The 15,532-nt window shown below is 64.6% G+C and carries 13 protein-coding genes; 8 read left to right on the top strand and 5 right to left on the bottom strand.

The window, feature by feature from the left end; all coding sequences use genetic code 11:
• Positions 1 to 23: 23 nt before the first annotated feature.
• Complete coding sequence (locus E4P29_RS23090) at positions 24 to 767, bottom strand: GNAT family N-acetyltransferase (protein ID WP_135047336.1); 744 nt, start codon at positions 765 to 767, stop codon at positions 24 to 26.
• A gap of 194 nt (positions 768 to 961) precedes the next feature.
• Here E4P29_RS23090 and E4P29_RS23085 point away from each other — a divergent pair, with 194 nt between their 5' ends.
• From E4P29_RS23085 to E4P29_RS23075, 3 genes are all read left to right on the top strand, one after another.
• The gene (locus E4P29_RS23085) at positions 962 to 1,165 is read left to right on the top strand and encodes a cold-shock protein (RefSeq protein ID WP_008714360.1); all 204 of its coding nucleotides are present in this window, start codon (positions 962 to 964) and stop codon (positions 1,163 to 1,165) included.
• 272 nt (positions 1,166 to 1,437) lie between these two features.
• Positions 1,438 to 2,055: a PadR family transcriptional regulator gene (locus E4P29_RS23080; RefSeq protein WP_135047335.1), complete on the top strand. Its 618-nt coding sequence runs from the start codon at positions 1,438 to 1,440 to the stop codon at positions 2,053 to 2,055.
• Positions 2,052 to 3,506 (top strand): DHA2 family efflux MFS transporter permease subunit, encoded by a 1,455-nt coding sequence (locus E4P29_RS23075; RefSeq protein ID WP_135047334.1) that lies wholly within the window; start codon positions 2,052 to 2,054, stop codon positions 3,504 to 3,506. Before E4P29_RS23080 ends, E4P29_RS23075 begins: the two co-directional genes overlap by 4 nt.
• A 12-nt stretch (positions 3,507 to 3,518) precedes the next feature.
• Here the strand turns inward: E4P29_RS23075 and E4P29_RS23070 are convergent, their stop codons facing one another.
• On the bottom strand, positions 3,519 to 4,664 hold the full coding sequence (locus E4P29_RS23070) for an acyl-CoA dehydrogenase family protein (RefSeq protein WP_135047333.1): 1,146 nt from the start codon (positions 4,662 to 4,664) through the stop codon (positions 3,519 to 3,521).
• A gap of 85 nt (positions 4,665 to 4,749) precedes the next feature.
• Between E4P29_RS23070 and E4P29_RS23065 the strand changes: the two genes are divergently transcribed.
• On the top strand, positions 4,750 to 5,541 hold the full coding sequence (locus tag E4P29_RS23065; protein ID WP_135047332.1) for an enoyl-CoA hydratase/isomerase family protein: 792 nt from the start codon (positions 4,750 to 4,752) through the stop codon (positions 5,539 to 5,541).
• A gap of 10 nt (positions 5,542 to 5,551) precedes the next feature.
• On the top strand, positions 5,552 to 6,493 hold the full coding sequence (locus E4P29_RS23060) for an adenosine deaminase (RefSeq protein ID WP_027498006.1): 942 nt from the start codon (positions 5,552 to 5,554) through the stop codon (positions 6,491 to 6,493).
• Position 6,494: 1 nt separating this feature from the next.
• Here the strand turns inward: E4P29_RS23060 and E4P29_RS23055 are convergent, their stop codons facing one another.
• Both E4P29_RS23055 and E4P29_RS23050 read right to left on the bottom strand, forming a co-directional pair.
• Positions 6,495 to 7,982, bottom strand: coding sequence for a molybdopterin-dependent oxidoreductase (locus E4P29_RS23055; protein ID WP_135047331.1), 1,488 nt, complete (start codon positions 7,980 to 7,982; stop codon positions 6,495 to 6,497).
• A gap of 61 nt (positions 7,983 to 8,043) precedes the next feature.
• Positions 8,044 to 9,357 (bottom strand): D-arabinono-1,4-lactone oxidase, encoded by a 1,314-nt coding sequence (locus E4P29_RS23050; RefSeq protein WP_135047330.1) that lies wholly within the window; start codon positions 9,355 to 9,357, stop codon positions 8,044 to 8,046.
• Positions 9,358 to 9,432: 75 nt separating this feature from the next.
• On the opposite strand from E4P29_RS23050, the gene E4P29_RS23045 reads away from it, so the two are divergent.
• Complete coding sequence (locus E4P29_RS23045; RefSeq protein WP_135047329.1) at positions 9,433 to 10,074, top strand: helix-turn-helix domain-containing protein; 642 nt, start codon at positions 9,433 to 9,435, stop codon at positions 10,072 to 10,074.
• Positions 10,075 to 10,157: 83 nt separating this feature from the next.
• Complete coding sequence (locus tag E4P29_RS23040; RefSeq protein ID WP_135047328.1) at positions 10,158 to 11,372, top strand: alanine racemase; 1,215 nt, start codon at positions 10,158 to 10,160, stop codon at positions 11,370 to 11,372.
• Here the strand turns inward: E4P29_RS23040 and E4P29_RS23035 are convergent.
• On the bottom strand, positions 11,342 to 14,791 hold the full coding sequence (locus tag E4P29_RS23035) for a bifunctional RecB family nuclease/DEAD/DEAH box helicase (protein ID WP_135047327.1): 3,450 nt from the start codon (positions 14,789 to 14,791) through the stop codon (positions 11,342 to 11,344). The genes E4P29_RS23040 and E4P29_RS23035 overlap by 31 nt on opposite strands.
• Positions 14,792 to 14,872: 81 nt before the next feature.
• On the opposite strand from E4P29_RS23035, the gene E4P29_RS23030 reads away from it, so the two are divergent.
• Positions 14,873 to 15,490, top strand: coding sequence for an alpha/beta fold hydrolase (locus E4P29_RS23030; RefSeq protein WP_027498000.1), 618 nt, complete (start codon positions 14,873 to 14,875; stop codon positions 15,488 to 15,490).
• Positions 15,491 to 15,532: the final 42 nt, after the last annotated feature.

Raw genomic sequence — 15,532 nt, 5'->3', positions numbered from 1 at the left:
CAGTCCGGAACGGATTCAAGCGCCTAGGTTCGACGCACGGCGCTGTGGCAGGCACCGATCTCCACGTAGTCGAGCCGGGCGGCAAGGCGTCGAGCGGTCGTGTTCTCCGGTCGCGCTCGCCACTGCGGTATCAGGCCGTCGTCGATGGCGTCGTTGGTCGCGAGCCGGCCGACGACGACGGCGTATCCGTGTCGTCGGTGGTCCGGGTCGGTGAGAACACGCATGTCGGCCAGGATCATGTTTTCTTCCGAGTACCCGGCCGAGGCCAGGGATCGCGCCGAATCCGCGGGTCGGTCGTCCCCGAGCAACGTGAACCAGTGCCGCGACACCGGCTCGCCGAATGCCTCCGTCACGTCGGCCTCGCTGCAGCGCTCCGCCAGAGCGCGGGCGTGTTCTGCGTCGTGGGAGATCAGCGGATCGTGCACGTCGATGGTGTGGCCGATCTCGGATCCGTAGGCCAGCGTGTGGGAGTCGATCTCGTACTGCTCGACGCGATCGCCCAGCAGCGTCGACAACCACGTCCGACCGGTGTCTGCCTGGCCCTCGATGCCGCGTGCGGCGTCCACGGCCCAGGTGGGACCGACGATCACAGTGGTCTGCGCCAGTCGGAGTACGACGATGTTCTCGGTGTCGGTCCGATGTTCGACGCGGTCCGCGGTGGTATCGAGGGCACGGTCGTCCAACGACAGCCGGCGGCACCAGGCGAGTCGGACGATGTCGAGTCGGTGGGGATCGAATCGGTCGGCATCGTAGGCAGGCAATTCCACGGTTCGACAGTAGCGACGGCACCGGAACCGACGGGCTGCGGCAGCTGTGGCGGCATTTCTGTTTCACCGTCCCAAAGCAATCTTTCGAACTTTTTCGCCCCCGGTGTTTCGCTCAGCGCCGATAGATGGCAGACTCGGCTTTGAGATTAGAGCTTCGACGTGAAGATCTAGCTCGCTTACAGAAGGTTTACAGAATGACGCAGGGCAGTGTGAAGTGGTTCAACGGCGAAAAGGGCTTCGGCTTCATCGAGCAGGATGGTGGCGGACCGGACGTTTTCGTTCATTACTCGGAGATTCAGGGTAGCGGCTTCAAGTCGCTCGACGAGGGCCAGCGCGTGGAGTTCGAGGTGGGCCAGGGTCAGAAGGGCCCCCAGGCTACCGGCGTCCGCGCCATCTGATTCAAGCTTCGTAACCCGATTTCTCCTGGTGGACTGAAACTCTAGACTTTTTCAGCACCAGAAACTCGGTGACAAGGCCGGATACACGGAAGTAATTCCGAGTATCCGGCCTTCGTCTGTTCGGTAAGGGCATCGACCGCGGTCGGTGCCCATTCTGCGTCGAAAGACGCCTTTGTCCCCTGGTGGGCGCATTGTCCGGGTTGCTCGAGGCTGCCTCCGGCCCTATGTTCCAGTTGGAATAATTCGTGCGGGATAGGTGGCAGGGGGGATCGATGCGAGCCGGAACCGTCAATCCGCTGGGCGTCTCGATTCTGGCTCTGCTGGCGGAGGGCCCGATGCATCCCTACGAGATGTATCAACTGCTGCTCTCTCGCAAGGAAGATCGCATCGTCAAGATTCGCCCGGGTTCGCTCTATCACGCGGTCGCGCGTCTACACGAGCAGAAGCTGGTCGACGAGGTCGGAACCGACAGGGGTGGCAGACGTCCAGAGCGCACCACCTATCGGATCAACTCGGCCGGACGGCAAGTGCTCACCGATCGGCTGACCGAAATTCTGAGAACGCCGGTTCGTGAATACCCGCAGTTCGTCCTCGGCCTGTCCGAAATGCACAATCTTCCCGCATCCGACGCGACCGCCCTGTTGCGGGAGCGAATGGTGGACCTGACCGCGGACATCGAGGAACTGTCGGGCTATCAACAGCTCGCAGCAGATCGACAGATATCCCAAATCTATTGGGCCGGAATCGATTACATTTACCACATGCTGCGCGCAGAAGTGCAGTGGCTGACGCGCTACCTCGATCGGATCGACAGCGGCGAGCTCGACTGGCCGCATCACATCTCCGCGCATCACACGAACCCGACTTCGGGGATAGGGAGCGCTACATGAATTCCGTCGAGACTGCCCCGTCGCAGCAAGAGATCAGACCGTGGCCGGCGCTGTGGGCACTGTGCTTGGGCTTCTTCATGATCCTGGTGGACACGACGATCGTCGCGGTTGCGCAACCTGCGATCCTCACCGGGCTGAACACCGACATCAACAACGTCATCTGGGTCACCAGCGCGTACCTCCTGGCCTACGCAGTACCACTGCTGGTCACGGGCCGATTGGGCGACAAGTTCGGTCCTCGGAATCTGTACATCGCCGGCCTGGTGCTGTTCACCCTCGCGTCCGTGTGGTGTGGACTGTCGGGATCGATCGAGATGCTCATCGCTGCCCGCGCGGTTCAGGGCCTCGGCGCGGCGATGATCACCCCGCAGACGATGGCAGTGATCACTCGCGTGTTTCCGGCCGAGAAGCGCGGAACGGCGATGGGGGCATGGGGTGCCGTTGCAGGCGTCGCAACGCTCGTCGGGCCGATTCTCGGCGGTGTGCTGGTCGACTCGCTCGGCTGGGAATGGATCTTCTTCATCAACGTGCCGGTGGGCATTCTCGCAATTGCGTTGGCGCTGAAGTTCGTTCCGGTATTGCCGACCCACGATCACAAGTTCGATCTAGTAGGCGTTGCGCTCAGCGCCGTCGGACTCTTCTGCATCGTTTTCGGTATCCAGGAGGGTCAGAAGTACGACTGGGGTACCGGCGTCTGGATTCTCATCGGTGTCGGTCTGCTCGTCTTCGCGGGGTTCGTCTACTGGCAGTCCGTGAATACCAGCGAGCCGCTGGTGCCGTTGGCCCTGTTCCGCGATCGCAACTTCTCGCTGTCCAATATCGCCATCGCCGCAATGGGTTTCGCGATGGCCGGCATGATGCTGCCCATCATGTTCTATGCGCAGAGCGTCACCGGTCTGACGCCCACCCGATCGGCATTGCTGTTCGTTCCGATGGCGCTGCTCACCGGACTGCTCGCACCCAATATCGGCAAACTCGTCGACAAGACGCATCCGCGGTACATCGCCGGATCAGGGCTGTTCATCCTCGCTGCGTCGCTGGTGTGGTTCGCCTACGAGATGACGCCCACGACGGCCATCTGGAAGTTGCTGCTCCCCGTCGCCGCAATGGGTGTGGCGAATGCGTTGATCTGGTCGCCCCTGGCGGCCACCGCAACTCGTAACTTGCCGATGAGCCAGGCGGGCGCCGGTTCGGGAATCTACAACACCACGCGCATGATCGGGTCCGTGCTCGGCAGTGCGGGCATCGGCGCGCTCATTCAGTCTCGGCTGGCCGCGGAGCTACCTGCCGGGGGATCGGCCTCTGGCGCAAACGAATTCGCCGGCCGAGTGCCGGAGATGCTGCGCGACGGGTTCACCAACGCCATGGCGCAGTCGCTGATTCTGCCCGCCGTCGTGCTCCTGGTCGGCATGGTCGCGGTCTGCTTCTACGCCCGGCCTGCGTTCGAGTGAGTGCCGCAGGCACTACAGCCCCAGATCCCGGCCGATCAGCTCCTTCATGATTTCGTTCGATCCGGCCCAGATCTTGGTCACGCGAGCGTCTTTCCAGGCGCGGGCGGCGCGGTATTCGTTCATGAATCCGTAGCCGCCGTGCAGCTGGACGCAGTGATCGAGGATTTCGTTCTGCACCTGCGAGCTCCACCACTTGGCCTTGGCTGCATCGATGGCGGTCAGTTCGCCCTGGCCGTGAGCGGCAATGCAGTTGTCGATGTATGCCTGAGCTACATCGAGTTTCGTGACGAGTTCGGCGAGCAGAAACTTGTTCCACTGCAGTGAGCCGATCTGCTGGCCGAATGCCTTGCGGTCCTTGGCGTACTGCAGTGTCTCTTCGAGAATGGGCCGTACGTGTCCGAGGTTGGCCACCGAGCAGCTGATGCGTTCTTGGGGGAGCAGCTGCATCATGTGGATGAAGCCACCGTCGAATTCGCCGATCATGTTGGCGCTGGGCACTCGCACGTTCTCGAAGAACAGTTCGGCGGTGTCGGATTCGGGCTGGCCGACCTTGTCGAGTTTGCGGCCGCGGGTGAATCCTTCGGTGCCGTTCTCGACGGCGAACAGCGTGATTCCCTTCGCCTTCTTCTCGGGCGTCGTGCGCGTGGCGACGATGACGAGATCGGCGGAATTGCCGTTGGTGATGAACGTCTTCGAGCCGTTGATGATGAAGTCGTCGCCGTCCTTGACGGCGGTGGTCTTCAGTGCGGCGAGGTCCGAGCCGCCGGAGGGTTCCGTCATGGCGATGGCAGTGAGGATCTCGCCGCTGCAGAACCCGGGCAGCCAGCGCTTCTTCTGCTCCTCGGTGGTGAGCTTGACGAGGTAGGGCGCGACGATGTCGACGTGGATACCGAAGCACGACGCCACCGCGGCACTCGAGCGGGCGAGTTCCTCACCGAGGACGGCGTTGAATCGGTAGTCCTCGGCTCCGCTGCCGCCGTATTCCTCGGGTACTTCGAGGCCGAGGAATCCGTTGCGTCCTGCTTCGAGCCAGATTTCACGGTCGATGTATCGCTGTTCGACCAGCTTCTCCTCCACCGGCGTGATGGTCCTGGTGACGAACTCGCGTACCGATGCGCGGAAGTCGTCGTGGTCGGACTCGAACAGGCTGCGCTTCACTTACTTGTTCCTCTCGGTAACGGCTAATACGCGAACAATACTCGTTGGTAACAACGCCCCGGAACGCGTGTGGCACTATGCGAGGATGGCTGACGCACCTACCTCGCTCGTTCGATCGACCACTGCGGCCGGTGCCGAGGTCGCTGTCCTGACCTTCGATCACGGCCCCCTCAACCTGTTCGATCAGGCGATGTTCGACGCGGTGGCCGCGAACGTCGCCGATCTGGCCGCGAATCCGCCGCGTGCGGTGCTGCTGCGTGCCGAGGGCAAGGTCAACTCCGCGGGCGTCGACGTGCACGTGTTCGAGGGATTGTCTGCGGCCGAAGGCACCGATCTGTGGCGTGGTTTGTTCGCCGGCATCATTCATCCGCTCGAGGCGTTGCCGTGCCCGGTGATCTACGCCGCGCACGGTTTGACGCTCACCGCGGCGTTCGAGATCTCGCTGGCCTGCGACATCGTTCTCGCCGGGCCCAAGGCCAAGTTCGGTCTGGTCGAGACCGTGGTCGGATTGACGCCGTCGATGGGCGGACCGCAGCGTTTGGCCGAGCGGGCAGGGTCGGGTCGGGCACGTGAATTCGTCATGACCGGTGATCTGTACGACGCCCAGACGTTGAAAGAGTGGGGCGTGGTCAATCAAATTCACGACGACGTCGATGCCGCGGCGCTCGCGTTGACTCACCGACTGGCCGACGGCCCTACCGTCGCCCATGCGGCGACGAAACAGATTGTGGCGGCGTGGCGTTCGGGCGGTGTGGCGCACGCGGACGAGATCACGTCCGCGGTGTCGGGCGCATTGTTCGAGACCGAGGATCTGCGCGGTGCGGTGACGAGCTTCCTCGAGGTCGGCCCGGGTAAGGCGACGTACACCGGCAAGTAGAATCGTATGAGTGAGTAACGATCAACTGGCCGAACTGCACCTGCACATCGAAGGGTCGCTCGAACCGCCGCTGATCTTCGATCTCGCCGAGCGCAACGCAATCACGCTGCCGTACAACGATATCGACGAACTGCAGGCGAAGTACGAGTTCACCGACCTGCAGTCCTTCCTCGATCTGTACTACGCGAACATGGCCGTGTTGCGCACGGCCGAGGACTTCGCCGATCTGGCGCGCGCGTACTTCCGCCGCACCGCGCAGGCCGGGGTGACGCATGCGGAGATCTTCTTCGATCCGCAGGCGCACACCGAGCGCGGTGTCCCGCTCCAGGCTGTCGTCGAGGGATTGGCAGACGCGTGCGCGACCAGCGAGCGCGAATTCGGCGTCACCAGCGGGTTGATCGCGTCGATCCTGCGAGACAAGCCGGTGCTGCACGCCAACCAATTGCTCGACGATCTGTTGGCGATGAAGGCTCCGATCATCGGCCTCGGTCTCGACTCCGCCGAGGTCGGCTACCCGCCGTCGCTGTTCGTCGACGTGTTCGCCAAGGCGCGCGCCGAGGGCCTGCACGTGGTCGCCCACGCCGGTGAGGAAGGCCCGCCCGACTACATCTGGCAGGCACTGGATCTGCTGAAGGTCGAGCGCATCGATCACGGCGTGCGATGCCTGGAAGACGAGGCGCTGGTGAATCGACTTGTCGAGGAACAGATTCCGCTCACCGTCTGCCCGTTGTCCAATGTGCGGCTCAAGGTGATCGACGACGTCGCGCAGTTGCCGCTACGGCAGATGCTCGACCGCGGTCTGTCGGTGTCGATCAATTCCGACGACCCCGCTTATTTCGGCGGTTACGTCGACGACAACTTCACCGCCCTCGAAGCCGGCATGGGCCTCACCGCGGACGAACGGAAGCAGTTGGCGGAGAACTCGGTTCGCGCCAGCTTCGCGAGTTCCTGAATCAGTTCGCCGTCACCGAGATTTTCGGGTAGCCGGTTGCTCCGTCGGGGACGGTGTCTGCAGTCTTGTTGGTCTGCAGCTCCCCGGCGGAGTTGGTGGCCCGGGCGCGGATCGCGTGCTGGCCCGCCGGCAGGTCGAGCTCGATCATCCACTGCCGCCACGTGTCCTTGGAGTACTCCTCCGACAGGGTTGCCGGCACCCAATTGCCCTCGTCCACTTGCACTTCCACGGCCTCGATGCCGGTGTGCTGATCCCAGGCGACGCCCGCGAACACGGTCTTACCTACGGATACGGAGCTGCCCGACCGCGGAGTGTCGATGCGTGCAGCGGTCTTGATCGGACCGAGTGCGCCCCAGCCGCGGTCGGTCCAGTACGCCGTCACCTTGTCGAATCGGGTGATCTCGATGTCGGTGACCCACTTGGTGGCCGAGACGTATCCGTACAGTCCGGGCACGACCAGTCGCGCCGGGTAACCGTGCTCGACGGGTAGCGGCGCGCCGTTCATTCCGACGGCCAACAGCGCGTCCCGACCGTCGAGCAGCACGTCGAGGGGAGTGCCCGCGGTGAAGGCGTCGCTGCTGGACGACAGGGCCATGTCTGCGTCGGGGGAGATGCCCGCTTCTTCGAGGATGTCCTTCAATGGGTAGCCGATCCACGTCGCGTTGCCGACGAGGTCGCCGCCGACGATGTTGGACACGCACGTCAACGTGACTGTCTTCTCCACTGCCTGACGCTGCGCCAGATCGGCGAAAGTCAACTCGATCTCACGATCCACCATCCCGTGGATCCGCAGCGACCACGTATCGGACGCCACGCGTGGCACGACCAGCGCGGTGTCGATGCGGTAGAAGTCCTCGTTCGGGGTGATGTACGACGCGAGGCCGTCGATCTTCAGGTCCGCCCCCGCCGGTATCGGCGTTTGTGGCGACGGGGTCGGAAGCATGAAGCCCAGTCGATCGGCGGTGACCGCTCGCGCCGAGGTGAGCATTCGTCCGGCCGTCCCTGCGACCACTCCGAGTACTGCGGCACCGGCGGCCAGGGTCAGAAAGCTGCGACGGTTCATCCCGTCGCTCACCGGGGCTGCAGCTCCGATCAGGGCGTGCAGCACGACGATACCGACGATGACGCCGCCGATGGTCGGGACTGCGTAGAACACCGTCGCACCAGGTCGAGTCACTGCCGCGAGGACGCCGATTACGCCCAAGACGGCGAACACCACAGCACCGATCGGTTTGCGAGCGATTCCTGCCGCGGCGGCGATAGCACCGATGACCACGGCCATGCCGACGAACAGGGCGAGCTTGTCGGAGGTGCCGAACGTGTCGATGGCCCATTCACGGACCGGGGCCGGACTGTTGTCGACGGCCGAGGATCCGACGGCGGTCAGTGGTGACGAGTTCGGTCCGATGGGGACGGCGATCAATTCGCCGACGCCGAGGACGACTCCGGCGGCGATGATGCCGGACAGCGCGCGTTTTCCTGTGCTCACCGAGTCCAATGTAAGCGAACTCGTCGTGCGCGGTATTTCGTAGCAGGGTACGAGATACCGCTCACGACAGCAGGTGGTCCAGGTAGTCGTTGCGGAACAGCTGCGTCGGGTCCAGGGAATCGCGGATGCGCAGGAAGTCGTCGAAGTGTTCGTACGAATCGCGCAGCTCGGCACTGCCGAGGGAGTGCAGTTTGCCCCAGTGCGGCCGACCAACGACGCTGCGGCAGATGGATTCGACCGCGTCGAAATACTCACGGTGATCGCGCCGGTGGTATTGGTGCACGGCGATGTACGCCGTCGCACGTCCTGATGCCGTGGACAGCCAGATGTCGTCGGCGGCCGCGAACCGAACCTCGACGGGGAACGCGATGGAGATTGCAGAACGCTCGAGCCAGCGATCCACCTCGCGCAGCACCCAGGCGATCTCGGAGACGGGCACAGCGTATTCCATCTCGACGAACTTGACCGTCCGCGACGACGCGAACACCCGGTACGAGCGGTCGGTGTACTCGCGAGCCGACAGTGCTCGGGCCGAGACCGCGTTCACCCTGGGAATCAACGCAGGCACTCGCGTCACCACTCGGTTGAGGCCCTCGAAGACCGTGTTGGACAGCAGTTCGTCGTCGAGGTACGAGCGCACCTTGCCCAGCGGCCGCAGATCGGCGTCACCGGGCAGGCGGGTGTTGCGTTTGGTGAGCACCCGATCGGTGTGCGGAAACCAGTAGAACTCGAAGTGGTCGACGCCGGCGACGGTGGCATCGAGATCGCGCAGGGTCGCTGTCAGCGTCGACGGCGTCTCGACGGCCTGCAGCGCGAACGCCGCGACGCAGTGCAGCGTGACCCGGGTGATGACGCCGAGAGCGCCGAGACCGATGCGGGCTGCGTCGAACAGTTCGGTGTTCTCGTCGCGAGAGCACTGAACCGATTGTCCGTCCGCGGTCATCAGCTCCAGCGCATGCACCTGGGTGGCGATGCCGCCGAATCGGGCACCGGTTCCGTGAGTGCCCGTCGAGATGGCCCCGGCGACGGACTGCTCGTCGATGTCGCCCAGATTGGTCATCGCCAGACCGAGCTCCCAGAGCCGCGTCGACAACTCTCGGAGTCGGGTGCCGGCCAACACCGTCACCTGGGCAGACCCGTCGTCGGCGCGTTCGACGGATTCGATACCGCTCAGTGCATCCAAGCCGATCTGGATACCGTCGGTGACGGCAATGGGAGTGAAGGAATGCCCTGCCCCGACGCAGCGCACCGGCAGAGACCGTTCGGCGGCATCGCACAGAACCGCACGCAGCTCCTCGACCGACGAGGGCTCGGCGCGATGCGCCGGGAATGCGTGTTGGTTGCCCGCCCAGTTCTGCCACGACCGCTCGATCATCGAATCACTATCCCGCAGCGCGCTCCGGTGGGGCAATCCAAGGCACAGATGTCGACCGCGACCTAGGATCGGGTCATGCAATTGAGGCTGCCCGCCGACGTGCGCCGCGCACAACTGGTGCAGTCGGCCATCGACGTCGCCGAGCGGGTCGGCATCGAGTCGCTCACCGTACGGGCGCTGTCGGACTATGCCGACGTCACCAAAGGCATCGTGCAATACCACTTCGAGACCAAGCAGGATCTGGTGATCGCGATGGGCGAGCACCTCATCGTCGACGTCACCGAGATACTGCACGCCGCGTTGGACAGCGCGGTCGGAACACACGAACTACCCGGTGTTCGGGGGCTGCGCGAGTTGGTGCACAGCGGGCTGAGTGCGGTGTGGTTGCTGATCGAGAAATCGCCCGGTCGGCAGCTGTTGGCGTACGAGATCAAGACGTATCTGTTGCGGCACCGCGCACTGGGTTCGGCCACGGCCGCCGAGATCGCCAGCGGGCAGTATCGAATCAGGGATTCCGAGGCGCAGCTGTTCTTCGAGAACTGTTCCGACCACACCGGCACGCGGTGGCTCGAACCGGTGGAGTCGATCGCCCGCTTCGGGATGGCGACTCTCGACGGTTTGGTGCTGCGGTGGTTGGTCGACGGTAACGATCTCGAAGTGCTGGCCCAGATCGACGACTTGTCGGGTTTGATCGCCGCGAAGGCCGAAGACCGCTGAGTAGAAAGACGCTCGACGGGACTTTTCGGCTGCTCAGTGTTTGACTGTGTCGGCCCGGCAACGACGACGAAGGAATGTGCCCAATGAGTTCGATCGCCGGTGACACCACCACCGCTACGACCCCGCTGTCTCGCATTGTCGCAGCCACCGAGGGTCTCGAATCTCCCTCGGCAGCAGTCGATCTGACAGCTCTCGATGCCAATGCTGCAGCACTGCGCGCACGCGCGAACGGTGTACCGATCAGGATCGCCAGCAAGTCGGTGCGGTGTCGAGCCGTGTTGAATCGGGTGCTCGCGGCGGAGGGTGTATCCGGAGTGATGGCCTATTCGCTGCGCGAAGCGATCTGGTTGGCGCGGTCCGGCGTCGACGACGTTCTGATGGGGTATCCGACGGTCGATCGAACGGCGCTCGCCGAGGTGGTCAACGACCGCGTACTGTCGGGCCGCATCACGCTGATGGTCGACGACCTTGCGCAGTTGGACCTGATACGCGACGCCGCTCACAGCGACCTGCTCAAGCCCCGCATCTGTATCGACGTGGACGCATCGTTGCGGGTGGGGCCGCTGCACATCGGGGTCCGCCGCTCGCCGCTACGGGATCCGGAGCAGGTGGCGCGCTTCGCCCGGCAGGCTCGCTCGCGGGGGTTCCGGGTGGTGGGGTTGATGTTCTACGAGGCGCAGATCGCCGGTGTTCCCGACGCCAACGTCGCTGTCGAGCTGATGAAGTCGTTGTCGTCTCGTGAGATCGGTGCGCGGAGAACAGCAGTGGTCGACGCCGTGACCGCGGCGATCGGCCCGCTCGAGATCGTCAACAGCGGTGGTACCGGGTCGATCGATTTCTCCGCTGCGGATCCGGCCGTCACCGAGGTCACCGCGGGTTCGGGTCTGTTCGCGCCGACCCTGTTCGATCGGTATCGCGCCTTCTCGGCAGAACCCTCGCTGTTCTTCGCACTGCCGGTGGTGCGCAAGCCGACTCCGCGGATCGCCACCGCGTTCGGCGGCGGCTACATCGCGTCGGGCCCGGCGTCCTGGTCGCGATCACCCCGACCGGTCGGCTGGTCCAGGAGGGCCGCGGGTGTTGTCACGTCGGGCCTGAAACTGCTGCGCAACGAGGGCGCGGGGGAGGTGCAGACCCCGGTGAGCGGGGCCGACGAGGTGCGCATCGGCGATCGAATCTGGTTCCGCCACGCCAAGGCCGGGGAGTTGTGCGAGCGGTTCGACACTCTGTCGCTGGTGCATTCCGACGGATCGGTCGACGCCGTTCCCACTTACCGCGGCGAGGGTATGGCGTTCGGCTGACGGGCGTTCTCGCACAGCCGCATGAACGTGCCGAGCGTGACGAGTCCGTCCGGGGTCGACGGTAGATAGTGGGTCAGCGCGCGCGAGCGTACCAAAATCGCTGCCCACTGACCGCGAGAGATGGCGACGTTGAGTCTGTTGCGCGACAACAGGAATCCCATTCCGCGGGGCACGTCCTCGATGGCCGACGCTGCCATGGAGATGAGGACCACCGGTGCCTGACGCCCCTGGAACTTGTCGACGGTTCCCACCGACACCTCGTCGAGACCGGCGGCCGCGAGTTGCTCGACGATGACGGCGACCTGTGCGTTGTAGGCCGCGACCACCAGAAAGTCGGCCTGCTGCATCGGCCGCGGGTCGCCGCCGTGTGCGGGGTCCACCCACGGCCGACCGAGCAACGACCGGACCCGCGTGACGATCTCGTCGGCTTCCTCGATCGAGTCGGTGGAATTGCCGTGATGGTCCAGGTAGACCACATGCAGGCCCGGTTCCAGATCCGACAGCGAACGAGACTGTGTCACATCCTTGTTCGATTCGAGCTTGCCCTCGTACGACAGCGTCGACACCGGTGCGCACAGATCCGGATGCATCCGCCACGTCGTCGCGAGGAAGTAACCGCGGTCGGCGGGCAGCGTGGCATGCCCGTTCGTCAGCCATCCCAGTGCGGATTCGTCGACGGGCTCGGGGTGGGTGCCCTGACTGACCTGGGGGAGCTGCGCCGGGTCGCCGAGAAGCAGCAGATTACGTGCCGATACCGAGACGGCGATGGTGTTGGCGAGGGAGAACTGACCTGCCTCGTCGACGACGAGTAGATCGAGAGAGCCGGGTGGAATTCGGCTGGGGTTGGAGAAATCCCAGGCGGTGCCGCCGATGACGCAGCCCTCGTCTGCCTCGGTGACGAAATGCGAGTATCCGGTGATGTCCACGACGGTGTGCGCGGTCGGGGCCTTCTTGCCCACCTTCGTGGCGTCGACCCCGGCCCCGACGATGGTGTCGAGCAGGTTGTTCACCACGTGATGCGACTGGCCGACCACTCCGATCCGCCAATGATGTGTGTTCACGAGCTGTTCGATGACGCGCGCCGCCGTGTAGGTCTTCCCGGTGCCGGGCGGGCCCTGCACCGCGACGTACGAATTATCGAGATCGAGCAGCGCGTCCGTGATCGCATGTGCGTAGTCGTTGTCGTGGACCGCGGGAAGGCCGGAGCCGGAAAGGGTTCGAGGCGTCGAGCGCGTCAGCAGATCGGCGACGGCCGTGAGCGGCAGTTCCGGCAACCCGCCGAGAACCTCGGTCGCGACGGAGACGATCGCCTGCTCGAGATGCTTGGTGTTCGGCGGCGGCTCGGGGGCGGTGGCAACCGGGAAATCGGTGTACTCCTCGACGCCCTTCCGTAGATTCTCCTGTACGACAACCACATTCAGGGTCCCCTCGTACCCGGTCTGCACGATCTCCACCGATGTGGTGGCCCGATGCGTCGGTTGCTGCTTCGTCAACCCCTCCGGGGCTGGGTTCTCGTACAGCAGTTTCACCTTCGAGCCGGACAGCACACCGTTGCTCAGGTGCCCGATCAACTTGACCTGACGACGCAGCACCCGTTGTCCGGGTGCAGTTTTCATCCAGTCGTGCACCAGCTCGGCGCGCTCGACTTTCAAAACGTCCGCGGCGTCGGCCCATTCGTCGAGCGGATGGGTCAGGCGGTCGTAGTGGCCCCACCAGAACGGCTTGTTCTCTCGTCGGTGATATCCGATGGCACCGGCGAACAATCCGAGCGCGTGCTGCGTCGGCGTGCGACCCCACGGCAGTCCGGCGTGCTCGGCCAGTTCGAGTTCGAGTGGGGTCGCGGTGCGGTCGACGACGTCCTCGAGGTCCAGCTGCTGCGGGGACCGCGGTGCCACCCCGGCGTCCGATGCCCGATCGAGCAGCCAATCACGCAGTCGCAGTGTCGATTCGCAGTCGGTGCGGTTGTACTCGGCAATGTCGGCGAGCAGAGCTGCCGCCTCGGCGTCCTTGCCTCGATCGCGCAGTTCGCACCAGTGCGCGTATTCGACGATCGACGCCGCCGCGTCGGTGACGTCTCCGTCACGGGCCGCGGGCATGTACAGCGGTTCGAGTTTCTTGATGCTGTACGAGCGGGCACCGATCCGAACAGCCGACCGCACGACGGGGTAGAGATCCACGAGAACGTTCTCCCGCAGCAGATCGTCGACGGCGTCCTCGCCCACTCCGTACCGGCCGGCCAGCCGCAGCAGGGCCGTCTTCTCGTACGGCGCATAGTGATACACGTGCATCTTCGGATACTCGGCTCGGCGGGCGGCGACATAGTCGAGGAAGTCGAGGAGCGCACGACGTTCCTGCGCACGGTCGTGCGCCCAGAACGGCAGGAAGTCGCCGTCCGCGGTGTAGACGCCGAACAGGTACTCGAGACCCCAGTCGGACGAACCGGATTCCGCGTACAGCGGATCTCCCTCGAAGTCGAAGAAGATGTCACCGTCGTCGGGCTCGGGAATCACCCCCAGTGCCTCGGCGTCGAAGACCTCGAATTCGGCTGCCCCGCTGCGCTCTTGGCGCACCTGTAGAGCCGCCTGCGCGCGCAGGTTCTCCAGTGTTCGAGTGGACATGCCGTCCACCGGGGTACTCGACTCGGCGAGCTCGTCGATCGACGAGATCCCCGCGTCCAGGAGGCGGTCCCTGGTGCTGCCGCGCATACCGGCGACGAGCACCAGATCGCGATGCAGCTCCACCTCGGCGGTGCAGGCATCGCACTGCCCGCATCCCGAATACCGCGGATCGAACCAATCGACGACGGTGCCCTCGGCGTGATGCTCGTCGAGAATGTGCTGCAGGTGTGCCCGCGACTGCCGGTAGACCGGGAGAATATCGGCCAGCGCGTGCGCGGAGTCGCTGCCGTCGCCGAGCATCAGATGGACCTGCTCGCTCGGAGTGATACCCCCGGCCTGCAGGGCGTCGGCGTACGCGGCCAATTGCAGCAGCGCCGGCACCTTCGCGTGTCTCGACAGTTTCGTGTCGTAGACGGTGTAACGAGAACCGTCGGCAACCAAGAAGTCGCAGAAACCGAGAAATCGTCCGTCGAAGAAGGTGGCCTGATAGAGCACCGGCGTGCGTGAGGTCAGGGCGGTGAAGGTCGCCCACGCCGCGTTCGCCAGTTCCTGTGCGGTGCGGCCCGGTCGGTCCATGGTCAGGACGCCACCGGGAAAACGCTGCTCGAACGCCTCGAGTTGGCGTCGTTCGTGCTCGAATCCGAGTGTGGAGGTGCGGTCCAGCATCGGGTCGGCTGCGACGCTCTGCCGGGGGATCAGGCCGGTGACAGCGTCCAGTCTTCGGAGCAGTCCGAATTCACAGGATGCGGCAGCGGCGAGGTCGCTGGCGCTGTAGACGACCTGATCGCCGAGGAGGAACACAAGCGTCCACCCTAGCGACCCGCGACAGCGGCACCGGTCACGTTGCGCGCGGAAGCCGGCGGGAACAGGCAAAATGATTCAATGCCTTTTTTCGACGGAGCCACCGGTGCTGTCCACTATCGAACCTGGACCGTCGCCGACGCTCGATTCGGTCTCGTTTTCCTGCACGGTCTCGGCCAGAACAGCGCCCACTACCACCGCTTCGCTCGGCTACTGAACGAGCGTGGGGTGGACGTGTGGGCGGTCGATCACGTAGGGCACGGCCTGACCGAGGGGGAACTGACCGACGCAGCACAGATCCCCGGTCTCGCCCAGAACGCGCTGCAGTTGATCGACATCGCCGAGGCCGAGCACCCCGAGTTGTCGTTCGCTCTGATGGGCCATTCGCTCGGAGCTGCGACGGCCATCGCAGCGCTGGGCGCGCACCCCGAGGCGGTCCGCTGCGCGATTCTGTGCGGCACACCCAAGTCCGTGACCGGGTCCGCCGACGACCTGTCCGACAACGTCATTCCGTTGCTGGCCGTGCACGGCGTCGACGATCGTCTGGCACCGGTCGATGCCGTCCGCGAGTGGATCGGGAGCGTTCCGCACGCGAGCTTGCGCGAGTTCGAGGACGGCGGCCACGATCTGCTGCACGAGAAGATCCACCAAGCCGTGACCACGGTGGTCGCCGAATTCCTCGACGATCACATGCACTGACGATCACATGCACTGACGATCACATGCTGTACGACGAAGGGC

This window comes from Rhodococcus sp. 1R11 (genome assembly GCF_004563845.1).
In the GTDB taxonomy this organism is placed as follows: domain Bacteria; phylum Actinomycetota; class Actinomycetes; order Mycobacteriales; family Mycobacteriaceae; genus Rhodococcoides.
Note: the sequence above shows the minus strand (reverse complement) of the source record. Positions and strands in the feature narration are given on the sequence as shown.